Raw genomic sequence first — 22774 nt, forward strand, 5'->3', positions numbered from 1 at the left:
GAAATGGAGATTGAAGAAACGAGTAGCTGTATTACAAGGAGACGGAATCGGTAAAGAAGTAACAGACGCAAGTATTGCTGTATTAGAAGCAATTGGCCGTCGCTTTCAACATGAGTTTGAATGGAAATACGGCTTGCTCGGTGGAGTAGCTATCGATAAAGCCGGCAAGCCATTACCTGAAGAAACAATCGCCATTTGTGAAGAGAGTGACGCGATTTTATTAGGGGCTGTCGGTGGTCCAGCATGGGATAATAATCCTTCCCATCTTCGACCTGAAAGAGGGCTTCTTCAAATTCGTAAACACTTTGAACTAAGTGTTAATCTCCGGCCAGTGCAAGCTTTTAAGAGCTTGCTGGCTGTTTCTCCTTTAAAGGAAGACGTAGCAGCTGGTGTTGATATGATGATTGTTCGTGAATTAACTGGTGGCCTATATTTTGGAGAACCAAGTCATCATGATAACGACAAAGCTGTTGATACACTATTATACAGTCGTGAGGAAATCGAACGCGTTGTAACACATGCATTTGAATTAGCAAAGATTAGAAGAAATAAAGTAACATCTGTTGATAAGGCGAATGTATTAGAATCTAGTAAACTATGGAGAAAAATTGTAGAAGAAATTGCAGAAAAATATCCTGATGTGGAATATGAACATATGCTTGTCGATGCTGCTGCGATGAAGTTAATCACATATCCTTCATCATTCGACGTTATTGTAACAGAGAATATGTTTGGTGATATTTTAAGTGATGAAGCATCTGTAATAACGGGATCACTAGGAATGCTTCCATCTGCAAGTCTTCGAGTTGATGGATTTGGGCTTTACGAACCGATTCATGGTTCTGCACCTGATATAGCAGGGAAAAATATTGCAAATCCAATTGGTACAATTTTATCAAGTGCAATGATGCTTCGCAGTTCATTTGGAATGTTAGAAGAAGCAAATGCGATTGAAGAAGCAGTTAAAAACGTACTAGATGCAGGCTACTGCACAAGTGAATTTAAAGAGATTGGTAGAAACATATTATCTACTACAGAAATGACAGAAAAGATTATTAGTGAAATAGAATCAAAAACTGTTAAAACAATGTGAGGTGAAGAAAGATGGGCAAGACGATTATTGAAAAGATTTGGGAAAAACATGTCGTTCATCGGGAAGAAGGTAAGCCTGATTTGCTGTATATCGATCTTCATCTCGTACATGAAGTGACATCTCCGCAAGCATTTGAAGGCTTACGCTTAAATAACAGGAAAGTAAGAAGACCCGACTTAACATTTGCAACGATGGATCATAACGTACCGACTCGATTAAATGAGGCAGTGCAAGATCCAATTTCGAAAAAGCAAATGTCCACTTTGGAGAAAAACTGTGCTGAGTTCGGTGTACCTCTAGCAGGTATGGGGCACCCAGACCAAGGGATTGTCCATGTTATTGGTCCACAATTAGGATTAACACAACCTGGTAAAACAATCGTATGTGGTGATAGCCATACATCTACGCATGGTGCATTTGGGGCTCTAGCATTTGGTATTGGTACAAGTGAAGTGGAGCACGTGCTTTCCACACAAACATTATGGCAAGCAAAGCCAAAAACAATGGAAGTAAAAGTAAATGGTAAATTAGGTGAAGGTGTAACATCAAAAGACTTAATATTAGCGATTATTGCAAAATACGGCATTAACGTTGGTACAGGTCATATTTTTGAATACACAGGTGAGGCAATTCGCAATTTGACAATGGAAGAACGTATGACAGTATGTAACATGTCAATAGAAGCGGGAGCAAAAGCCGGATTAATAAGTCCTGATGAGAAAACATTTGCTTATTTAGAAGGACGTCCACACGTACCGACTGGAGAAGCTTTTGAAAAATTAAAAGAAGAATGGCGTACACTTGCGACCGATGATGATGCTGTTTATGATGCAGTAATTGAGATCGATGCAAGTGAAATCGAGCCAGTTGTAACTTGGGGTACAAACCCAGGTATGGGTGTTGGAATAAATGGTCGTGTTCCAAAACCAGAAGATGCAAAAACAGAAGCAGAAAAAGCAGAGATTGAAAAAGCATTAACATATATGGGGCTTGAAGGTGGCACGAAAATGACAGATATTGAGATACAATATGTGTTCATTGGGTCCTGTACGAATTCACGTATCGAAGATCTACGTGCTGCTGCAAAAGTAATCAAAGGCAAAAAAGTTCATCAAGGTGTGAATGCGATTGTTGTTCCAGGTTCACATTCTGTGAAATTGCAAGCTGAAGCAGAAGGTCTGGATCAAATCTTCCTTGATGCAGGATTTGAATGGCGTCAATCTGGCTGTAGTATGTGTCTTGCAATGAATGCAGACCAAGTACCTGCTGGAAAGCGTTGTGCATCCACATCCAACCGTAACTTTGAAGGTCGTCAAGGAAATGGATCAAGAACACACCTTGTTAGCCCTTCAATGGCAGCTGCTGCAGCAATTGCTGGTCGTTTTGTTGATGTTCGCACATTTTCACAAGAGGAGGCGTTAGTATGAAACCAATTAAAGAAGTAACAAGCGTACTTGCGCCATTAGATCGATCCAATGTGGATACTGACCAAATCATTCCGAAGCAATTTCTAAAACGTATTGAGCGCACAGGTTTTGGTAAATACCTATTTTACAACTGGCGTTTTGATGATAACGGCGCAGAAAAAGCAGATTTCGAGTTGAACAAACCAGAATATGCGGGTGCTGAAATCCTAATCTCCCGCGAAAATTTTGGATGTGGATCATCGCGTGAACATGCTCCGTGGGCGCTTGGTGATTACGGTTTCCGTGTTGTAATTGCGATTAACTTTGCTGATATTTTTTACAATAACTGCTTTAAGAATGGAATTCTTCCAATCCAGCTATCAGAAGCAGATGTAGATGATTTAATGAAAAAAGCAAAAGCAAAACCATTAAAGATTACTGTTTCACTAGAAAGCGAAACAGTTACTACAGAAGATGGTGACACATATTCATTTAAGGTAGATGAGTACCGTCGCCAAATGCTTCTAAATGGATGGGACGAAATTGCATTAACATTGCAATTAGAAGATAAAATAGCAGAATACGAAAAAGCACAAGCTTAAAAAAGAGGATGGGAAACCATTTGAACAGAATGTAAATCCGAATTGCCCAAAACACTACAGAAATACACTGTAACTTTAGAATCGTAAAGCGGACAATCCTATCCTGTGAAAACAGCTCTTCTAAAATGAATAAAACCGAACTATCTTGAGTTTGATTAGATAGTTCGGTTTTTTATTCCATTCATATTCTTTTGTCCCACGCCTTTTTCTTTATTAGCTATATAAAGAGTTTCTGCATTCACCCTATATTCATATTGTTGATCTTTTCAAGAAAAAGTATGATGCAATTAAATAAATCAAGATGAAAGGGATAAACCAATATGCAATTCCAACAGCAGTCTTACCAACAAACCAATTAAAAATATCAATCCAAGCATCATAATAGGACACTAATAATGTGGCAATTGTTCCTAATAATACTATAACTAAAGCTGAAATTAACATTCCCTTCCCGCCATATCGTAGGAAGAAACTAGCGATTAGTGAACCTGTAAAGTACAGCATTGTAATTAGAAGAATGTACATTACAATTTGCTCCCATATTGTTCCGTCATTTACATATGGAAAGTGGAAGAAATGTAGTCGATTGCCCCAACCATTTGTACTATTTTCAATTACTGAGAAAATATACAGTAAAACAGCCAAGGTAGTACTTGAAATCAAACCCATTATGACGTTACCAGTGAAAAAGTCGATCCTTCTTACGGATAGCCCGATTGCGAAAGGGAATAAATGTGCAATCGATAGGATCCCGAAGACAAACATATAGACCATTACGGACGAAATTCCACCTGTATAGAAAGGTTCGTCACTAGGAATTAAAAAACTCACGATTATATTAACAAAGAAACTTGAAAACAAGATGATAGAAGGTATATAAATTAATGACCACTTATCTCTTGTATACATTTTCAATACACTTTGAACATTCATTGTGCAATCGCTCCTCTTTTATCAGAATTGCCTTTCGTTAAATGGACAACGAGCTGTTGTAAAGAAACTGGAGTGATTTCCAACCCATTTTCTATTGCATGTTTTCTATCCAACTGATTTTGCTTACCAATTACTGTGACTGATAGAAGTCCTCCAAATGGCTCGCGGTGTACCGTTTCTTTGCCTGATATAAACGCTTCGACTTTCGCTGCTGATCCAGTAACAGTGTAAGCCGTCCCTCTCAATGACTCTGCATCTTCATTAATAATTAACTGACCATTATCGATGACTAAAATATGTTCTAATAGGTTACTTACTTCATCAATTAAATGGGTGGAAAGGATGATAGTTCTTGGGTTTTCTCCGTAATCCTCCATCAATCTATCGTAAAATAAATTTCGAGATACTGCATCTAGTCCTAGATAAGGTTCATCAAAAATGGTGATTGGTGCACGACTAGCAAGCCCTACTACGATTCCAACTGCAGAGAGCATTCCTCTGGAAAGCTTTTGGACCTTTTTCTTTAAAGGAAGGTTAAAGTCATTTATTAAAGACAATGCATATTCGTGATCCCAATTTGGGAAGAGCCCTTTTGATACGTCTAATATATCTTGTACGGAAAACATCTTTGGATATTTTTGACTTTCTTTTATAAAACAAATGCTTGATAGTACCTTTTTATTTTCAAAAGGATCTTCACCGAATACTGTTAACTCACCACTAGAAGGGAAAATCTGTGATGTGATCATTTTCATGAGAGTTGTTTTTCCCGCACCATTTCGTCCAAGTAATCCATATATTTTATTTTCTTCTATGGAGAAGCTCATATTTTTAATTGCTTGGAAATCACCATAAGCCTTTTCTAACTGGTTTACTTCAATTATCTTTTTCATTATTGTTCATCACCTCTCCGAATCATCTCTGTTAATTGTTCAGCGGTAATCCCCAGCTTCTTTGCTTCATGAATCATCGTAACGATATACTGCTCGAAAAATTGTTCTTTTCGTTTCTCCATTACTTTTGCGCGTGCACCTTCCGCTACAAACATCCCAATCCCTCGCTTTTTGTATAAGATTCCTTCGTCAACTAACAAATTAACCCCTTTAGCGGCTGTGGCTGGATTGATTTTGTAAAATGCTGCGAATTGATTTGTGGAGGGTACTTGGGTTTCTTCTTCAAGTGCTCCCTCGATAATGTCGTCTTCTATGCGCTCAGCTATTTGAATAAATATTGGCCGCCCATCATCAATTAATTGCTTCATATCTTCACCACCATGTTGGTTAGTTACTTGTGTAATTAACCATATAACAAATGAACATTCATGTCAACATAGTTTTTAAAAATAGGCTTGGAAATATAAAAAATTAATTTGATGGATATTTAGTGTTAGTGTGAGGTGATGGCTAATACACATGTAATAATGCTTAATGACATGTGTACAAAGGGATAGGTTAGCGTGGGTAAAAGTCTAGTAGGCTGGATTAGATTAGAAATACACGAAAGCTAAAATTAGGTGCTCCATACTAATAAGAGGAGGAAATCAAGAAAATTAAAAACATTTAGTAGTAACAACCCTGAAAAGAATAGTAAACTAGATATATGAAGTTATTGAACAAGGAGGGAAAAAACAAATGATTAGTAAATCAGTTATAGAAGATGTTTTAGCTGCCGCATTATCAACTGGTGGAGATTTCGCCGAAGTATTTGCGGAAGATCATTATAAAAATAGTATCGTTTTACAAAAAGGAAAAATTGATAAAAGTATTTCTGGAAGGGACGCGGGTGTTGGGATTAGGGTTTTCAATGGCCTGCAAAGTGTGTATGCATATACGACTGATTTTTCAAAAGAGGGTCTATTAAAAGCGGCAAAAAATGCAGCACATGCGATTAAAGGGGATGTTCGTCATATCCCAACGGCTTTGCAACAAGAAATAATTACACCACTACATAATATTATCCATATGCCGCGTACAATTGAGTCAGCTAGAAAAGTAGATGTGATGAAGAAAGCGTACGAGATTGCTAAAAACTATCATGCTAGTATTAAGCAAGCGTCTGTCACATATGTAGATAGTGAACAAAATGTCCTTATCGCGAACTCAGAAGGTAAATTTGTTGAGGATAAACGGGTGCGTAGTAGGATGGCGATTCAGGCGATTGCATCGGATGGAAAGCAAATGCAACCTGGTTTTTACGGTCCTGGTGCATATAAAGGATTTGAGTTCTTTGAAAACCTTGATTTAGAGCATTATGCTGGTGAGGCAGCTCGAATTGCAGTTACTATGCTCAATGCGGAGGAATGTCCGAGTGGGAAATTCCCTGTTATTATCGATAACGAGTTTGGTGGTGTTATTTTCCATGAAGCTTGTGGTCATGGACTAGAAGCGACAGCAGTTGCGAAAGGTAACTCTGTTTTTGCAAATCGTATTGGAGAAAAAGTAGCACCTGATATAGTTACCTATATTGATGACGGTACACTCGCAAATGAGTGGGGTTCACTCAATATCGATGATGAAGGAGAAAAATCAAGGAAGAATGTTTTAATTGAAAATGGTATTTTAAAAGGTTATTTAATAGATAAATTTAATGGACGTCGAATGGGAATGGATGCAACAGGTTCTAGTAGACGGGAATCATATCGTTACAACCCAACATCAAGAATGACGAATACGTATATTGCCCCTGGGAAGTCAACTCCGGGAGAAATTATTGCATCCACTGAACATGGGCTATATGCAAAATACATGGGTGGAGGATCTGTTAATACATCAACTGGCGATTATAACTTTGCCATCATGGAAGCGTATATGGTTGAAAATGGAGAAATTGGCAAGCCAGTTAAAGGAGCAACGTTGATTGGTAATGGTCCAAAAACATTACAACTTGTTGATATGGTAGGCAATAACTTAGCACATGGAGCTGGTATGTGTGGATCTGTAAGTGGTAGTCTCCCAGTCAATGTTGGGCAGCCAATGATTCGTGTAAGTGAAATAACTGTCGGCGGGACGAAGGGAGAGTAACTAGATGAAAATTGAGAAATTTCAAGAGCGATTATTAGAAAGTGGTCTAGCTGCTGGTTTTGAAGATATGGAAATATATTATGTGAAATCCAAACGTTTTGCATGCCAAGTATATAAAGGTGATGTTGATCATTATGAGACAGCAGAGGAAGGCGGTCTTTCCTTCCGTGGTCTCTACAATGGGAAAATGGGTTATGCATATACAGAAAAAATTGATCAAGAATCTATTCCATTTCTACTTAATAGTGCAAAAGCGAATGCAGAGATATTGGAAGATGAGGAACAAGATGAAATATTTGCAGGAAGTGAAGAGTACGAAGATCGCGATTTTTATTCCGAAAGTCTAGATAATATTTCTGTTCCAGATAAAATTGCTTTTTTACAAGAAGTAGAAAGCAAGATTGCGAACTATGATCCTCGTATTAGTTCGATTAATTCATGTAAGCTTATCGAAGGAGCTACAGAACGAGTTCTAGCTAACAGTAAAGGCCTTGTGCTTCATGATCGTAGCAATTACTTAGGCGTTGTCCTCTCCGTCATTGTAAAACAAGATGATGAGACAAAGAGCGGTTTTAAAGTAAATATAACGAAGGATTTCTCTACTTTGCATGTTGATGAAATTGCAAAAGAGGTGGCAGAGGAAGCACTCTCTTATCTTGGAGAAAAGTCGATCGCAAGTAAAAAGTATCCTATTGTTCTTCGTCATGATGCTGCTTCACAATTGCTTGATACGTTTGTATCTGTGTTCTCAGCTGAGGTTGCTCAAAAAGGTCAATCATTATTAGAAGACAAAACAGGTGATCAAATTGCCGCTGACATTGTAACAATTGTGGATGATCCTTTCTATGAAGATGGATTTGCAGGTCGTAATTTTGATGGCGAAGGTGTAGCTTCGAAAGTTTGTACGGTTATTGAAAATGGTACATTAAATACACTTCTTCATAATCGCAAGACCGCGAAAAAGGCTGGAGTGGAAACAACTGGTCATGCATATAAGCCATCTTATAAAGGAACGCTGACAGTTGCACCATCTCACTTTTATATAAAACCAGGTGAGGTAACTCGTGAAGAACTTATTGCTTCTCAAGAGGAAGCGGTATTTATTACAAAACTAGCTGGACTTCATTCTGGAGCAAATGCTGTTTCTGGAGATTTCTCTGTAGCTGCTAACGGCTTTTACGTGAAAGATGGAAAAATCGTAACTGCAGTGAAGCAAATGACGATTGCTGGTAATTTCTTTGAGTTATTAAAAATGGTAAAAGAGATTGGGTCTGACCTATATGTATCAACAGGTGGAATTGGATCGCCGTCGATATTATTAGAAGGTTTATCTGTAACAGTGGAATAATGAGGAGCACCCTAATAATAGGGTGCTTTTCTTCTTGTGTTCATAATGATGAAGTATAATTAGATGAAGATATTGTATTTTGTTTAGAGGAGACGAATATTATGGAAGTATTTTTAGCAATTTTAATTGTAATAAGTTTTGTCGTATCTGTTGCCCTAATTGTGATGACGATTGTAAAAGCATTATATGATAAAGGAATGTCTATCAAGCGATTAGGAATATTATTAGCTATATCATTTGCTGTATTTGTTCTATCAATTGTGTATTTTGATAAGACGGTGAAACAGAATGAAGTCCAAAAAGAAGGAGCGGTATATATACACGGAGGAGAGGATAGTAGCATTTCCTTTCAAATTGATGAATGATAAAAGGAATTTCGCTACCAAGAACCGAATAAGTTAATGTGCAAGGAATTTTGACACGGAGGTTTTGCCAGTGACGATAAAAAAGCCTGTGCTCCTAATTGGGATGGCATTGGTGCTCGTTAGCTTGATTGGGAATTATTCGGTGTTTGCTATTAATCAATTGAAATCGCCTATTATGTTAAAACATTATTACAATTTTTCCGTTCCTTCAGGGTTAACATTAGAGTTGCATTATCTTGTAAATCGTAGTGAAGAAATGGATATTCAATATGCAACTATTGGTGACAGTGAGATACCTTTATATTCAAAAGAATCGTGGACTTATCAAACTCTGCGCCACCATAAAGTGAAAACATTATATTTTCAACTAGATAATCATTTCTTTGAGGATATGAAATATGACGAGATGACCATTAATCAAATTCGTGTATTTCTTACAAATGGCGAATCTATGGTAATGGATGTAGGGGAAATAAACTTTTATAAGCGGGAAGATTCACCTTTAGATTTTAAAAGTTCTGGAAGTTCAAATGACAATTCTGGATTTGGAACATTAAGTGTAGAGGAAAATATGAATATTGAAAGTTATGAAGTGTCATTTATTAATAGCTTAAAAAACAATATTATTTATGATCTCAATCTCGGTGAAAAAAAGGTTGATGATCAATATAGTTTCCCTATTTCAAAGGAAAAAGGAGATATTATATCCTATCAATATCATTGGAAATTTAAAGAAGATGACCCAATGCGAAATCACTATTATTACACGACTTTGACATTGAAAGGCAAGGATGAAAGTAATACACCTTATAAACATCCTATTACGATGGATTACAGACCTTACTTTACAGAAAAAGATGTGAAAGAGATTATTAAGGAGGCAAAAAAATGAGAGATCTTGCCTCTGCATTAAATAGAATCTTTTGGGGATTAATCTTTGTTATTATCAATGTTAACATTATCTATTTTGATATATTTCCAGACTTTATTGGCTACTTTATGATTCTAGCAGCATTAAGTAAGTTGCAATCCTATTCAGCGTATTTTTCGAAGGGAAAGATATTTGCGGTTACATTGGCTCTCTATGCAATTCCACTATGGTTTATACCAGATTTACAACTGACAGAGGGTTTTCATCCAACTTCTGAAACAGTATATTTCTTGCTAAGTACCGTTGTTCATACATTTCTACATATTGGATTAATATATATGATTTTATGTGGATTAATTGAAATTGCAGAGAAATGTACTTTATCAAATTGGATTAATAGAATTGGAAAAGGACTTCGTGTATATGTATACACCATGTTTGTTTGTTGGACCATTATTCCGTTTGTCCTAAATATGACGGAGAATGCAGCAATGATTACTTTAATAGGTACGATGATGTTTTCTTTCATTATGGAATTGATGATTATTGTTTTGATTAGGAAGTTTCGAAATTCTATAAATTCTTTGAATGCGATTACATTAAAATCAATAAAAAGTATATAGAAGAGGGGTAGAACGATGTTTGCAGCTATCGAAGCAGGAGGAACGAAATTTGTCTGTGCAGTTGGGGACCAAAATTATCATATAGTAGAAAAGATAGAGATTCCTACAACTACACCAGCAGAGACAATGGAAAAAGTGAGAGACTTTTTTTCTCAATTTGAAATCAAATCAATGGCGATAGGAACATTTGGGCCAGCAGATATTAACCGTCAATCTCCAACGTATGGCTCGATTACTACAACACCAAAGGAACATTGGCAGCATTATCATATTCTTGGGTACTTGAAGGAACATTTTCAAATACCAATTGTTTTTGATACTGACGTAAATATTGCAGCATTAGGTGAGGCAAAGTTTGGTGCCTCGAAGGAAGTGAAGAACAGTATATATATGACGGTGGGGACGGGAATCGGTGTCGGTGCTATTGTGAATGGAGAAATGTTGCAAGGCCTTAGCCATCCGGAGATGGGGCATATTATTGTCAAACGACATCCTGATGATGATTTTGTTGGAAGTTGTCCATTTCATCAAGACTGCTTGGAAGGAATGGCAGCTGGACCTGCAATAGAAAAGCGTTGGAATAAAAAGGCGTATTTATTGGAAAAAGATGATTTTGTATGGGAATTGGAAGGATACTATATTGCTCAAGCATTGATTTCAATCATTTTAACTCTTTCACCTGAGAAAGTTGTACTTGGTGGAGGTGTGATGAAGCAGCGCCAAGTTCTTCCGATTATTCATAAATATGTTCAAGAATTTAACCGTAACTATTTATCTTTCCCGCAGTTAGAAGACGATATTGCGGAATATATTGTGACACCCGGTATAGAGGGATTGTCTGCTATTAAAGGTGCATTATATTTAGCAAAAACACAATTGAATGAAGACTAACTGTATATTTTTCTGTAAAAATATATATGCTAATGAAGGCTGTCCATATCGGCAGTCTTTTTATTGTAAAGTTTTTCCTACAGGAAACACTATTGTATCTCTCTTACAAACCTAAATGCGTGAAACAACGTTGCTCTAGACCCACATATAAGCGAGTTGATATGATGGTTACATAGCAATTCGTGGAGGTAGTTATGGAACAAGAAAAATACAAAAACATAAAAAAGGGAGAGCGTGGAGCGATAATAAGCATCGTTGCTTATTTAGTTTTGTCTGCTTTAAAGCTATTTGTAGGAAACATGACTGGTTCCGAAGCATTACAAGCAGACGGATTAAATAATGCCACTGATATTATTGCTTCTGTCGCAGTGTTAATTGGGCTAAAAGTTTCAAGAAAGCCAGCAGATAAGGATCATCCATATGGTCACTGGAAAGCCGAAACAGTGGCATCCATGGTTGCTTCTATTATTATGTTCGCAGTAGGGCTTCAAGTGTTAAGGGAAGCCATAACATCTATTGCAAATAATAATCATGCTTCACCTGATTTAATATCAGCATGGACAGGACTTTTTTGTGCTGTCGTCATGTATTTTGTCTATCGTTATAATCGAAATTTGGGCAGGAAAATAAAGAGTCAGGCAGTACAGGCTGCAGCTAAGGATAATTTATCAGATGCATGGGTAAGTGTGGGAACAGCTATTGGGATCATTGGCTCCCAATTTAATCTTTCTTGGTTAGACCCAGTAACTGCAGTAGCAGTTGGACTTTTAATTTGTAAAACAGGTTACGATATTTTTAGAGAAGCCTCCCATGACCTTACAGATGGATTTAATGAAGAAAAACTAGAAATTTATAAAGAAGCGATTCTCGAAATTAAAGGTGTAAAAGATGTAAGAAATATTAGGGGTAGGAAATATGGTAACAATGCCGTTGTCGATGTTGTTATTACTGTAAACTCTGATATGGCAATAGGAGCGGCCCATGATATTTCCGAACAAGTGGAAGATGAATTGAAGGAAAAACATCATGTCTATGAAGTTCATGTTCATGTAGAACCTAATTAGTTTTTAGCAAAAATGTGTATACTTTCCACGAATGAACGAATAGAAAAGCTTTTACAATTATAGTAAATACATCTATACTTTAAGTATTGAGAGGAAATTAGGTGTATAACATGCTTGAACTTTTACTTCAAGATTCATATGCAGAATGGGTTGTTCCACTTACTATTGCAGTAATTTGGATCTCTGGGTGGCAGCTATTCTCATTGTCAGGATATTTTCAAACACATAGTAAACTAGACAACAGTATTCATATAAATAATGTCGAAGTAAATGATTGCATAGATAATGAAAGACCACTTCATATTAGACACCCATTTTTCAAAACGGTGAAACGTAAAGAATGTCCAGATGAAGTAGAAGGTCCGCACCATCTTCTAATTTAATCATCAAATTTTAAATTAGAAGGGTGAAATCATTGAAGAAGAAATTATTATTATTGTCATTACTACTAGTCACAGCAGTTCTACTAGGTGGCTGTTCTGGTGTTGAAAATCAAACAGGTTTTTTCTATAACACATTCGTAAAACCATTTTCTTGGTTGATACATGAGATTGGTTCCTTACTTGGTGGAAATTATGGAATGGCTTTAATCATTATTACATTGTTGATTCGTTTAGTTCTTCTACCATTCATGTTGAAAACATATAAAAATCAGCAATTGATGAAAGTTAACATGGAAAAAATGAAACCAGAAATGGAAGAAATTCAAAAGCGTGCGAAAGAAGCGAAGACTCCTGAGGAAAAACAGAAAATCCAACAGGAAATGATGATGCTGTATCAAAAACACAATGTAAATCCATTAAACATGGGTTGTTTACCAATGTTGATTCAAATGCCAATACTATTGGGCTTATATTATGCAATTAGAAGTTCCGAGGATATGGCGACACATTCATTCCTATGGTTTGATCTAGGACAATCCGACTTCGCGATGATGATTATTGCAGGTCTCATCTACTTTATTCAGGCGCAAGTTTCAATGGCAACAGTTCCAGATGCCCAAAAGAAACAAATGCGTATTATCATGCTTATTTCGCCAATTATGATCATGGTCATATCTTTCTCAGCACCAGCTGCGTTACCACTATACTGGGCAGTCGGCGGTATCTTCTTGATTTTCCAAACATTGCTAGGGCGTAGATACTATATGCAGCATAAAGAAAAGGTTGAGGAAGAAGGAAAATAATAACGAGGCTGTACGGAAGCAGTGATTGCTGACGTACAGCTTTTTTTGTAAAGGGGTAGTTCAATGATACATATTAAAAGAGCAGAGAAACAAAGTGAAACAGAAATAGCAAGATTTATTGCAAGAGTGAATAAGTTGAAAAACCATCATATTGGTTATTGTGGTACGGATGAAGAAGAAATATTGCATTATTTAAAGGAAGAAATGACAGATATCCCGTTTCAAGATTGTTTTCTGCTAGCTTATGAGGATGATAGTTTAATAGGAGTAATTGGATTTGAAGCGGATCTTGATAATCATCATGGAGAAATATGGGGCCCTTTAATTACACATGATGATTGGCAAGGAATTGCTAAAAATATGTGGAATGATTTGATAAAAATGATTCCTAGTGAGATGGATAGTGTGAGTCTTTTCGTAAATAAATTGAATGTTAATGTGAATGAATTCTCACGTGCATTATCTTGTGCTTTTAATGAGAAGACAGATAGACATACGATTCTTCTCTATCAAAAAGAAGTTAATGGAGTTCCTGAGAAGGTACCGTTTATTACAGAAATAACCGAAACAGAATATTCTACCATGATAAAGATACATGATATCGCTTTTCCGAAGGGGTATTATGATGGTGAAAAAATTGTACAGCGAATGAATGATGATAATAGAGTGTTCGTATATAAAGAGAATGATACGGTCATTGGCTATATTTATGTGGAGTCACAACCGTTATTTGGCGAAGGGTCGATCGAGTTTTTTGCGGTAAATGAAGGGTGGCGCGGTAGAGGAATAGGTAAGAAATTACTTCAGCATGCACTTCATTGGTTACTTTCAAAGGATTTTATAGAGGAAATCCGATTGACGGTGAATAGTGAAAACTCGCAGGCGATTCATTTATATCAAGCTGTTGGATTTACAGTCGAAAATGAGTTGAATTTTTATGAGGTGAAATTTTAAAAAAGCTAAGTTATTACTATTTTTGCAAGTGCAACTATACCCGCTTCGACAATACACTTCGCTTTCCGTGGGCGGCTGATGAGCTTCAAGGATAACCTAGTTACAGTTTTTTTGTAAAATATTCATGTTAAATATCCGAACTACCATGGGGTATAAGATAGTTCGGATATTGATTTCCTTCATATTCAATTTGTCTCATGCTTTTTTATTTCATAACTTTATTCTTTTGGAGGAGACATTACCCATTTGTCGCCTTTTTTATGGAAGGTGACTGTGAGGGTGCGTTCGCTTTCGTGAAATTCAGAATATTGTACTTGGGTTAGTGTGTATTGAGTATCTGAATCTTTGTTAAGAGAATAAGGTACATCTTCTTGGAAGGTCATTGGGATATAATCACTACCATAGATATACAAGCCATCCTCCTGCTCATAGATAAAATGTCGTTCTAAGAAACTTTCAATTTCTGATTCATCCATATATGGAGTAAATTCGGCAACTGCCTCCGCCATGTTGGCATAATCAATAAACTTATTATAATCATCTAATTTTGCAAACATCACTTTTTCTACTGCTTGTGAGTAACCTTTAATGATACTAATAGGATCAAAAGAATCTAATTTTTCGATTTTACTAGCACCAGCTTGTGCAGGAAGTGAAGTATCTATCCCACCTGATATCGTTGCAGTGACATAGTCTCCTTTATCAAAGTTGTTTGCATCTTCATAATCCAAGTAAATGAGTTGAGGTATGCTCTCTAAACTCAAGAGCTCTGTTAAAGATAAATCTTTTAATTGATGATATTCCTCTAATGTCATATTTTGAGCTAATAATACTCTATCTGCTTCTATATGAAGGATATACCCAGTTACATGTAATGCTTCTCCATTAACATCTGCCAATGAGGAAGTTATAATAGATTCTTGGTCTCCATCTTTTATGACAATTTCCCTTTTTATTTCTCCATAATTTTGAGCAAAGTACTTACGTGTGATACTACCACCTTCTTCTTCCTTCTCAATAACTATTACACCGGAGAATTCTTTATAAGGAGTAGTAAGCTTTGCATCTGTATGAATAATTTCCCAACCATCAAACATTGCACCTTTCGCGAGAGGCTGTTCTAAATGAGTATATAAGGGCTTCATTTTGTTAAGTTCGGATAGAGTAGGGGGGACAATTTCATAAACTTCTCCCTTCTCTTGTATAACTTCAATTTTATTATCATCTATACGAAATATACGTTGGATTGAAGTCCCACCATTTGCTTCATGAACCAATACATATTGTTCTGAAATCCACTTTGTTAGTGTTGTGTACTCTGCAAATTCATTCCCTTCTCCTTTAAATTCGGCGATAGATTGATCAGGTAGAAAGAATTTCTTTAAATCAACTTCATTTGCTGTTTGTTTGTCAGGTGGGGTGTTACTGTTGTTGGGATTAGAATTAGTTAGTGAGTCGTAATTACCAATAGCGTAAATTGAAAAGAACACCAATAATCCAACACAGGCTAATGTGGAGAAGTAGTACAAAAATTTATTTGACTTCTTTTGCCTTCTCGCTATTGTACTTTTAACTTTGTTTTTTTCTCGATTTGTCATGTGAATTTTGCTCGTTAGGAAATCATCTAGTTCATTCTTTATTTGCTTATCAAATTCATCCATGATTTCTGCCTCCTTCCATTTTTTCCTTTAGTAGTTTTTTTCCGCGTGCCAGTCTAGACTTTACTGTATTGATATTCAATTTGGTAATTTCGCTGATTTCCTTCATCGTCATATTCTGGTAGTAGAATAGGATGAGGATTTCTTTGTACTTTGGTGGAAGGCTTGTGATGCAAACAATTAAATAGCTGTTATTTTCTTTTTGGATAACTAAAGACTCTGCTGAACCAGATTTTCCATTAACGAAAGGTTCAATTAACGGTTTATACACGATATTGCGAAAACTCCATTTACGTTGGTAATCTTTACACTTATTAATGGTGATCCGGATTAGCCATGTTTTGTAACTTGATTCGCCCCGGAAATTATCGAGTTGTTTATAACAAGAGATGAATACTTCTTGAAGTATGTCCTCGCATTGAGCGTGATCTTTTACATATAAATAGGCAATTCTTTTTAAATCATTTCCGTATTCATCCATGAGTTTATTTAAAAGTATCTCTTTTGATACTTCATCATTATCATCGACTTCTAAGTTGATCACATTGGAATCCCCCTTTCATGAAATTAGACGTGAGTCAGTTAAATAATGACTCATTTATTTTTAAAAAATAAAGCTCTGTTAAACTCTGTTGTTGATTTCGTGCTGTTCCCGCAGGAGTCTCGTGTACATCCGCTACAATCAACTAAGTTGTTAACAACAATGAACTTTAACAGAGCAAAAAAAAGATAGCCATTGCCTAGGCTATCTCATGTTAGTTGATTATCTTCGTGACCAATGGGCGTCTTCATCCATATGTACGAAGGGAATGTCGGTGTTGACTTCACCATAAATTCGCTCTTCTTCGATATCGATACCACTTAACCATTTTGCAAAATCGAATACAATCGGTTCTCTGTCTCCCCCAAGTGCAATCCATGCCTTCATTTCTCTTGGGAGATAAGCGGTCGTATGAATTGTTCCGGCCCAACTTCCATACAGGGTGGAGAAGATACCTTTATCGCTATCGTTTAGGAGTCGAAAGGCTGCTTTTGCATTGAGCTGCTGACGATTCTCCTCGATAATTGCAAGGCGTCGTTTCGAATCCACAAGATGGTTACGGTTTTCATGAGTCATTATCTCAAAGTGGTTCGTGCATGCATTTGCTTGGCGAACCTCCACAGCACGTGGAGACGTCTCTACAATAAATGTCTCCCCATGCTTATCATACACGATATAACTAAAGGAGTGTCGATGAGGTATTTCTTTTAACATTGACACAGCTTCTCTTGCATCTGCACAAGATTCCAAAATCAAGCGGCCAATCATACAACAAATAAATCCATCCCCAGGATTTTTACGATGCATGAAGTTATAGCCAACTGCAAGGCCTTTTTCATTCATGCCATCCATTCTTCCAGTAGCTCTTTGGCTTGGTCCTATAATGGCATATCCTTGATCAGTTGGTTGATAAAAAACATAGCGACCCTCATATGTTTTTGGGTGATAATCATAATTTCGTATTAAGTAGTGATCTCCTGTTACAATGGAACACCCTGATTTTACATAATCAAGACGGTATCCGCCGAATTCTTGAAGCACTCGCTCCATTGGCCATTCAAGAGCTGCTTGGATGCCTAATAATTCATCCCATACACCTGGTGCAAATGGAAGAATTGCTTGTTTGACTTCCTCCACTTTGATTGTAAATCGCGGTTTTCTCACCTTCCACTGTATTTCTCGATTCTTTACAGTTAGTGAGTTTCTTAATTTTTCCCCTTGCATGTAGCCGAAATCATAATGATTGCCACGAAATTGAATAATCTCACTATATATTTGCTTCAAAAAATCAAATCCTTCATTCTGATGTGGAATATGCTTCTACGTACTCATCATAATCTAATACTTCTATTACTTCTGACCAATGTAATACAGTGCCCAGAAAATCACGGATATCGAGTCCAGGCATTTCATATGATTCTTCATTATTTACTGTTCCTGTCGCATTTTCGATAAAAGTCACTTCATACCCTCTATCATAAGCTGCTATTGCTGTAAACATACAACAAAACTCGGTATTAAAACCAGTAATGAACAGATGATCGACACCAAGCTCCTTTAATTTTTCAGCTAAATCGGTTTTGTAAAAAGAACTAGGAGTTTGTTTTTCAATAACACAATCAGCATACTCTTTTACAGATTCATGTAGTTCTGAACCTCTAGATCCTCGAAAGAGTGGACTTTCTTCTGCGTCGTCAAAGTGTCTAATAAAAATGACGGGCAACTCTTTTTTCTTGAAATCTTTTATTACATTTTGAATAAGAGTTAATTCCTCGTCGAAGTTATCAAATTCGACAATTCCATTTTGAACATCAATAACTAACAAAGCTTGCATTATATACCCCAACCTTTTTTCTTTTTATCATACTATATTAATATTGAGAATGCTTGAAAACAAGGTCAGTGTTTCCATTCCATTTAAGATGAAGAGATTGAATGAAGGGAGTAAGTAAGTACTATTTATGGAACTTGTCTTATTGGGTGTAATCGGTTACAATTCCAGTAAAAGGGAGTGGTGAGTTTGATAGATTGGCAGGCGAAGTGGATTTGGAATGAGGGTGAAGAAAGTCCGCGAAATCAGTGGTGGATGTTTAGGAAAAGATTCGACATCACAAGTAGAGAGTGGGGGAGTGCAAAACTTTCTATTACTGCAGATTCACGTTATGTATTATATATTAATGGGAAGCAAGTGGGGAGAGGACCTGTACGTTCTTGGCCGAGTGAGCAAGCTTTTGATACATATGAAGTAGGACATTTATTAAAAGCAGGACAGGAGAATGTAATCTCCGTTCTTGTGATGCATTTTGGAACTACCAACTTTTGTTATGTAAGAGGGCGGGGTGGACTGCTTGCCCAATTAGATATCCTGCAAAATGATAAAGTGTTGCAGTCCGTGCGTTCCGATAATAGTTGGAAGACAGCTCAATACCAAGCTCAAGATACTAGGTCACCAAGAATTTCCTGTCAGCTTCCTTTCACGGAAAATATAGATGGTAGATTAATAGAAGCAGAATGGGTGGAGGTTAACTATGACGATATAAGATGGGAGCAAGCTGTAGAAATTGGTAGTGTTGGAATGGAACCGTGGACATCGCTAGTACCAAGTGAAATCCCTTTTTTAACAGAGGAGCCAATTCAACCTACACGAGTTACTTCTTTGAAAAAAGTAAAAGGGATTACTTGGTCGACGAATATTGAGCTTAGAAATCATATGCAGCTTGAAAGTACCAATCATGCGAACAAGGTTGGCTTTGTCGGCTATATTGCAACAATTATTCGGATGGAATCTACTGCAAAAGTGATGCTTGGGTTTGTTTATTCTACTCGCAACTTTGGTTTATGCAGTATTGATGGGAAGCATTATCACCCACATCAGTTCCTAGCAAAAGGTCAAGAAAAATACTTAGAATTGGAATTAACTGCAGGAGACCACCTTTTCATGATGGATGTAACGGATATTGATCATGGAGATGGCTTCCATATGGGAATAGATAGTGAGGCTAACGTTGAAATTGTCTCGCCGATTGAACATGAATCGCCATTCATTACAATTGGACCATTTATGACGAAGGAATACATTAATGATGAACCACATCGTAATCCTTTTGAAAAGTTTAGGGATCCAAATTCAAACGACCCTATTGTGAGAGATTTCCAAGGAGTATTGACTATATCGTCTATCCATGAGTTAGATAGATTCAAAGAATGGATAAGGCCGATTCCGCTTCCTTTGGTGAGTAGGGCGGATGTGTTCGCACATTCGATTTGGAATCGAGAAGAAATCGCGACTCCCGTGCCAACAAGTTTTAACGAAGCGATTGCAACGGCAGCAACACCAGCAATCGTTCCAAAATACGAGGATTACGACACACAATTCATCGTCGATTTTGGGAAGGAGTATTCTGGCTTTCTTGAATTTGAAATAGAAGCTGCAGCCGGTACCGTGGTAGATTTTTATGGTTTTGAATATATGAATGGGGATTACCGTCAAGAAATGTATCGAATGGATAATACATTACGCTATGTAACTCGAAATGGTTATCAGAAATACATATCGAATGTACGCAGAGGACTTCGCTATGTCATGGTAACAGTTCGAAATATGAATAGTCCGGTGAAAATTCATCGTTTGCGGATGATACAAAGTAATTATCCTGTATCGGAAATTGGCCAATTTGTTAGCTCAGATCCACTTTTAAATGATATTTGGGAGATTAGTAGGCATACAACAAAACTTTGTATGGAAGATACGTTTGTCGATTGTCCAACATTTGAACAAACCTATTGGGTTGGAGACAGTAGGAATGAAGCGCTCATCAATTATTATTTATTTGGATCGCTAGATATTGTGAAACGTTGCTTGAAACTTGTACCTCCATCCAAAGAAGTGACTCCACTATATATGAGTCAAGTGCCGAGCGGATGGAATAATGTCATCCCGAACTGGACGTTTTTCTGGGCGATTGCATGTAAGGAGTACTATGATCAAACAGAGGACATCGATTTTGTGCAGGATATGTGGCCAAAGGTGAAATATACGTTGGATTATTATTTAACTCATCTAAATAAGGATGATCTTTTCTCCATATCTGCATGGAATTTGCTTGATTGGGCACCGATGGATCAACCGAATGAAGGTGTTGTCACACATCAAAATATGTTTCTAGCAAAAACGTTAAAAGAAGCAAGTACCTTAGCAGACATAGCAGGTGATTTACAAGCAAAGGTAGATTATGAACAAGCATATAGTTCTCTCAAAGCTGCAATTAATAAAGCGTTATGGTCAAATGAAAAAAATGCGTATTCCGATTGCATAAAGAGGAATGGGGAGTTGTCAGAAACGTACAGTATGCAAACACAGGTCGTTGCGTATGTATGTGACATAACAGATGGAGAGCGCAAGAAAATCATTGAAAATTACTTAGTGAATCCACCAAGCGACTTTGTTCAAATTGGTAGTCCGTTTATTTCTTTCTTCTATTATGAGGCACTAACGAAGGCAGGAAAACATAGCTTTATGCTCGACGACATTCGCAAAAATTATGGTGTCATGATTGAGTATGGAGCAACGACCTGTTGGGAGATGTACCCGCAACGAATTGGGGATGAAATAGATCCGAGGAACTTAACGAGAAGTCATTGCCATGCATGGTCTGCAGCACCAGGATATTTTCTTGGAAAATATGTCTTAGGTGTTAGTAGTGCAGCTCCTGGATGGAAAAAGGTAATCATCAATCCACAACCAGGTGACTTAGATTGGGCAAAAGGGGCAGTTCCATTACCAAACGGTGGTGTTGTTCAGGTCGAGTGGAGAAAGAACGATAAGCAATTTACATTACATGTGGATGCACCAGAGGAAGTTGAAATCGAAATAAAAGCTCCAGTAGATTACGAGTTAATATTAAACTAAACGAAAAACCAAGGTCGCTATCTGACCTTGGTTTTTGAATGTTTATATTAATAAATGGAATAGCGTACTATCATTATTGATTTCTGTGTATGGGAAGCCTTTTTGTTCCATACGTTCAATCAGACCTGCATAGTCTTCCTTACGTTTCAGCTCGATACCAACAAGTCCAGGACCACTTTCTTTGTTGTTTTTCTTCGTATACTCAAATGTCGTAATATCATCATCAGGTCCTAAGACATTATCGAGAAATTCACGAAGTGCACCAGCACGTTGTGGGAAATTAATAATGAAGTAGTATAGTAATCCTTCGTAAATTAAAGACTTCTCTTTAATTTCTTGCATGCGGCCAATGTCGTTATTCCCACCACTGACAACACAAATAACCGATTTGCCTTTAATTTCTTCTTTATAAAAATCCAGTGCTGCTATTGGTAATGCACCAGCTGGTTCGGCAATGATTGCGTGTTGGTTATATAAATCTAAGATAGATGTACATACTTTGCCTTCTGGTACAGGTATAATATCATCCACATATTTGCTGCAAAGCTCATATGTTTTCTTACCGACACATTTTACTGCAGCTCCATCCACAAATTTATCAATTGTTTCGAGCGCAATCACACCATTGTTTTTGATTGCTGCTTTCATACTTGCAGCACCCTCTGGCTCCACACCTATCATCTTTGTATGAGGAGACACGTTTTTAATATATGCACTTAATCCTGCGACAAGTCCGCCTCCACCAATGCTAGCAAAGACGAAATCAACTGGTTCTTCAAGATCGTTCATAATTTCAACTGCAACTGTACCTTGACCAGATATAATATCATGGTCATCGAACGGATGAATGAAAATCTTATCGTTTTCCTGAGCATAGTTAATCGCACTTTCTGAAGAGTCATCGAAAGTATCGCCAACTAAAGCTATCTCTACAAAATTGCGACCGAACATTTTCACTTGATCTATTTTCTGCTTAGGTGTTGTTTGTGGCATGAAAATTTTACCATTAATACCAAGGTCCGCACACGCGAAGGCAACCCCTTGAGCATGGTTCCCAGCACTTGCGCAAACTACCCCTTTTTCACGGGCAGCATTTTCGATCGTTTTAATTTTATAATAAGCACCACGTAGTTTGAAAGAACGTACGTGTTGCAAGTCTTCTCTTTTAATGTATACGTGACAGCCATATTTTTCAGATAGTCGCTCATTCTTCTGCAAAGGCGTATGTGCCACTACATCTTTTAATTGTTGATATGCAATGAGTATATCCTCCACATGAACTGTCTTTTCTTTTGTATCGTTCATGGCGT

Annotated in this window: 22 protein-coding genes; 14 read left to right on the forward strand and 8 right to left on the reverse strand. The window is 37.0% G+C overall.

Translation table 11 applies throughout. The annotated features are described in order from the left end of the window. The first annotated feature begins 10 nt into the window (after window positions 1-10). Genes leuB through leuD form a run of 3 tightly spaced genes read left to right on the forward strand, consistent with a single transcriptional unit; the run spans window position 11 to window position 3101 of the window. The gene (gene leuB, locus ACFPM4_RS11565) at window positions 11-1093 is read left to right on the forward strand and encodes a 3-isopropylmalate dehydrogenase (protein WP_144919494.1); all 1083 of its coding nucleotides are present in this window, start codon (window positions 11-13) and stop codon (window positions 1091-1093) included. A gap of 11 nt (window positions 1094-1104) precedes the next feature. After that, a complete protein-coding gene (gene leuC, locus ACFPM4_RS11570) occupies window positions 1105-2520 on the forward strand; it encodes a 3-isopropylmalate dehydratase large subunit (protein ID WP_382351650.1) in 1416 nt (471 codons plus the stop codon). Beyond that, the gene (gene leuD, locus ACFPM4_RS11575; RefSeq protein ID WP_144919492.1) at window positions 2517-3101 is read left to right on the forward strand and encodes a 3-isopropylmalate dehydratase small subunit; all 585 of its coding nucleotides are present in this window, start codon (window positions 2517-2519) and stop codon (window positions 3099-3101) included. Before leuC ends, leuD begins: the two co-directional genes overlap by 4 nt. A 249-nt stretch (window positions 3102-3350) precedes the next feature. Here the strand turns inward: leuD and ACFPM4_RS11580 are convergent, their stop codons facing one another. From ACFPM4_RS11580 to ACFPM4_RS11590, 3 genes are read right to left on the reverse strand one after another with little or no spacing between them, the layout of a single operon-like run. After that, on the reverse strand, window positions 3351-4034 hold the full coding sequence (locus ACFPM4_RS11580) for a hypothetical protein (protein WP_382351653.1): 684 nt from the start codon (window positions 4032-4034) through the stop codon (window positions 3351-3353). Beyond that, window positions 4031-4927 (reverse strand): ABC transporter ATP-binding protein, encoded by an 897-nt coding sequence (locus ACFPM4_RS11585; RefSeq protein WP_382351656.1) that lies wholly within the window; start codon window positions 4925-4927, stop codon window positions 4031-4033. The genes ACFPM4_RS11580 and ACFPM4_RS11585 overlap by 4 nt, the downstream gene beginning before the upstream one ends. Next, the gene (locus tag ACFPM4_RS11590; RefSeq protein ID WP_144919489.1) at window positions 4927-5295 is read right to left on the reverse strand and encodes a GntR family transcriptional regulator; all 369 of its coding nucleotides are present in this window, start codon (window positions 5293-5295) and stop codon (window positions 4927-4929) included. Before ACFPM4_RS11590 ends, ACFPM4_RS11585 begins: the two co-directional genes overlap by 1 nt. Window positions 5296-5665: 370 nt before the next feature. Here ACFPM4_RS11590 and ACFPM4_RS11595 point away from each other — a divergent pair, with 370 nt between their 5' ends. The 10 genes from ACFPM4_RS11595 to ACFPM4_RS11640 all read left to right on the forward strand — a co-directional run bounded on the left by ACFPM4_RS11595 (window position 5666) and on the right by ACFPM4_RS11640 (window position 14356). Then, on the forward strand, window positions 5666-7054 hold the full coding sequence (locus ACFPM4_RS11595; RefSeq protein ID WP_382351659.1) for a TldD/PmbA family protein: 1389 nt from the start codon (window positions 5666-5668) through the stop codon (window positions 7052-7054). A gap of 4 nt (window positions 7055-7058) precedes the next feature. Next, the gene (locus ACFPM4_RS11600; RefSeq protein ID WP_382351662.1) at window positions 7059-8402 is read left to right on the forward strand and encodes a TldD/PmbA family protein; all 1344 of its coding nucleotides are present in this window, start codon (window positions 7059-7061) and stop codon (window positions 8400-8402) included. Between the two features lie 101 nt (window positions 8403-8503). Continuing rightward, a complete protein-coding gene (locus ACFPM4_RS11605; protein WP_382351665.1) occupies window positions 8504-8767 on the forward strand; it encodes a hypothetical protein in 264 nt (87 codons plus the stop codon). Window positions 8768-8837: 70 nt separating this feature from the next. Then, window positions 8838-9659: a hypothetical protein gene (locus ACFPM4_RS11610; protein WP_382351668.1), complete on the forward strand. Its 822-nt coding sequence runs from the start codon at window positions 8838-8840 to the stop codon at window positions 9657-9659. Continuing rightward, window positions 9656-10261 (forward strand): hypothetical protein, encoded by a 606-nt coding sequence (locus ACFPM4_RS11615; RefSeq protein ID WP_382351671.1) that lies wholly within the window; start codon window positions 9656-9658, stop codon window positions 10259-10261. The genes ACFPM4_RS11610 and ACFPM4_RS11615 overlap by 4 nt, the downstream gene beginning before the upstream one ends. 15 nt (window positions 10262-10276) lie before the next feature. Then, on the forward strand, window positions 10277-11152 hold the full coding sequence (locus tag ACFPM4_RS11620) for an ROK family protein (protein WP_382351674.1): 876 nt from the start codon (window positions 10277-10279) through the stop codon (window positions 11150-11152). Window positions 11153-11346: 194 nt separating this feature from the next. Then, a complete protein-coding gene (locus tag ACFPM4_RS11625) occupies window positions 11347-12216 on the forward strand; it encodes a cation diffusion facilitator family transporter (protein ID WP_382351677.1) in 870 nt (289 codons plus the stop codon). A 110-nt stretch (window positions 12217-12326) separates the two neighbouring features. Continuing rightward, window positions 12327-12599, forward strand: a complete 273-nt coding sequence (locus ACFPM4_RS11630) for a hypothetical protein (RefSeq protein WP_144919481.1) — start codon at window positions 12327-12329, stop codon at window positions 12597-12599. Between the two features lie 32 nt (window positions 12600-12631). Beyond that, complete coding sequence (gene yidC / locus ACFPM4_RS11635; RefSeq protein ID WP_382351681.1) at window positions 12632-13402, forward strand: membrane protein insertase YidC; 771 nt, start codon at window positions 12632-12634, stop codon at window positions 13400-13402. Between the two features lie 63 nt (window positions 13403-13465). Further along, window positions 13466-14356 carry a GNAT family N-acetyltransferase gene (locus ACFPM4_RS11640; RefSeq protein ID WP_382351684.1) on the forward strand — a complete coding sequence of 297 codons (891 nt, stop codon included), beginning with the start codon at window positions 13466-13468 and terminating at the stop codon, window positions 14354-14356. Between the two features lie 218 nt (window positions 14357-14574). On the opposite strand, the gene ACFPM4_RS11645 is transcribed toward ACFPM4_RS11640, so the two are convergent. The 4 genes from ACFPM4_RS11645 to ACFPM4_RS11660 all read right to left on the reverse strand — a co-directional run bounded on the left by ACFPM4_RS11645 (window position 14575) and on the right by ACFPM4_RS11660 (window position 18389). Then, window positions 14575-16017, reverse strand: a complete 1443-nt coding sequence (locus ACFPM4_RS11645) for a DUF3221 domain-containing protein (protein ID WP_382351687.1) — start codon at window positions 16015-16017, stop codon at window positions 14575-14577. Next, on the reverse strand, window positions 16010-16558 hold the full coding sequence (locus ACFPM4_RS11650; RefSeq protein WP_382351690.1) for a sigma-70 family RNA polymerase sigma factor: 549 nt from the start codon (window positions 16556-16558) through the stop codon (window positions 16010-16012). The genes ACFPM4_RS11645 and ACFPM4_RS11650 overlap by 8 nt, the downstream gene beginning before the upstream one ends. 219 nt (window positions 16559-16777) lie before the next feature. After that, entirely contained in the window at window positions 16778-17839 is a 1062-nt protein-coding gene (locus ACFPM4_RS11655) for a C45 family autoproteolytic acyltransferase/hydolase (RefSeq protein WP_382351693.1), read from the reverse strand. Window positions 17840-17852: 13 nt separating this feature from the next. After that, on the reverse strand, window positions 17853-18389 hold the full coding sequence (locus tag ACFPM4_RS11660; protein WP_382351696.1) for a cysteine hydrolase family protein: 537 nt from the start codon (window positions 18387-18389) through the stop codon (window positions 17853-17855). A gap of 180 nt (window positions 18390-18569) precedes the next feature. On the opposite strand from ACFPM4_RS11660, the gene ACFPM4_RS11665 reads away from it, so the two are divergent. Further along, the gene (locus tag ACFPM4_RS11665) at window positions 18570-21464 is read left to right on the forward strand and encodes a family 78 glycoside hydrolase catalytic domain (protein WP_417498484.1); all 2895 of its coding nucleotides are present in this window, start codon (window positions 18570-18572) and stop codon (window positions 21462-21464) included. Between the two features lie 42 nt (window positions 21465-21506). Here the strand turns inward: ACFPM4_RS11665 and ilvA are convergent, their stop codons facing one another. Next, on the reverse strand, window positions 21507-22769 hold the full coding sequence (gene ilvA, locus ACFPM4_RS11670; protein WP_382351702.1) for a threonine ammonia-lyase IlvA: 1263 nt from the start codon (window positions 22767-22769) through the stop codon (window positions 21507-21509). Between the last annotated feature and the right edge of the window lie 5 nt (window positions 22770-22774).

Source organism: Lederbergia graminis (assembly GCF_042655485.1).
GTDB lineage: Bacteria > Bacillota > Bacilli > Bacillales > Bacillaceae_C > Lederbergia > Lederbergia graminis.

Excerpts from the sequence above, each read along its gene's own strand:
- leuC (WP_382351650.1), top strand. The coding sequence starts at position 1,105 with ATGGGCAAGACGATTATTGAAAAGATTTGGGAAAAACATGTCGTTCAT.
- leuD (WP_144919492.1), top strand. The coding sequence starts at position 2,517 with ATGAAACCAATTAAAGAAGTAACAAGCGTACTTGCGCCATTAGATCGA.
- ACFPM4_RS11580 (WP_382351653.1), bottom strand. The coding sequence starts at position 4,034 with ATGAATGTTCAAAGTGTATTGAAAATGTATACAAGAGATAAGTGGTCA.
- ACFPM4_RS11585 (WP_382351656.1), bottom strand. The coding sequence starts at position 4,927 with ATGAAAAAGATAATTGAAGTAAACCAGTTAGAAAAGGCTTATGGTGAT.
- ACFPM4_RS11590 (WP_144919489.1), bottom strand. The coding sequence starts at position 5,295 with ATGAAGCAATTAATTGATGATGGGCGGCCAATATTTATTCAAATAGCT.
- ACFPM4_RS11595 (WP_382351659.1), top strand. The coding sequence starts at position 5,666 with ATGATTAGTAAATCAGTTATAGAAGATGTTTTAGCTGCCGCATTATCA.
- ACFPM4_RS11600 (WP_382351662.1), top strand. The coding sequence starts at position 7,059 with ATGAAAATTGAGAAATTTCAAGAGCGATTATTAGAAAGTGGTCTAGCT.
- ACFPM4_RS11605 (WP_382351665.1), top strand. The coding sequence starts at position 8,504 with ATGGAAGTATTTTTAGCAATTTTAATTGTAATAAGTTTTGTCGTATCT.
- ACFPM4_RS11615 (WP_382351671.1), top strand. The coding sequence starts at position 9,656 with ATGAGAGATCTTGCCTCTGCATTAAATAGAATCTTTTGGGGATTAATC.
- ACFPM4_RS11620 (WP_382351674.1), top strand. The coding sequence starts at position 10,277 with ATGTTTGCAGCTATCGAAGCAGGAGGAACGAAATTTGTCTGTGCAGTT.
- ACFPM4_RS11625 (WP_382351677.1), top strand. The coding sequence starts at position 11,347 with ATGGAACAAGAAAAATACAAAAACATAAAAAAGGGAGAGCGTGGAGCG.
- ACFPM4_RS11630 (WP_144919481.1), top strand. The coding sequence starts at position 12,327 with ATGCTTGAACTTTTACTTCAAGATTCATATGCAGAATGGGTTGTTCCA.
- ACFPM4_RS11640 (WP_382351684.1), top strand. The coding sequence starts at position 13,466 with ATGATACATATTAAAAGAGCAGAGAAACAAAGTGAAACAGAAATAGCA.
- ACFPM4_RS11645 (WP_382351687.1), bottom strand. The coding sequence starts at position 16,017 with ATGGATGAATTTGATAAGCAAATAAAGAATGAACTAGATGATTTCCTA.
- ACFPM4_RS11660 (WP_382351696.1), bottom strand. The coding sequence starts at position 18,389 with ATGCAAGCTTTGTTAGTTATTGATGTTCAAAATGGAATTGTCGAATTT.
- ilvA (WP_382351702.1), bottom strand. The coding sequence starts at position 22,769 with ATGAACGATACAAAAGAAAAGACAGTTCATGTGGAGGATATACTCATT.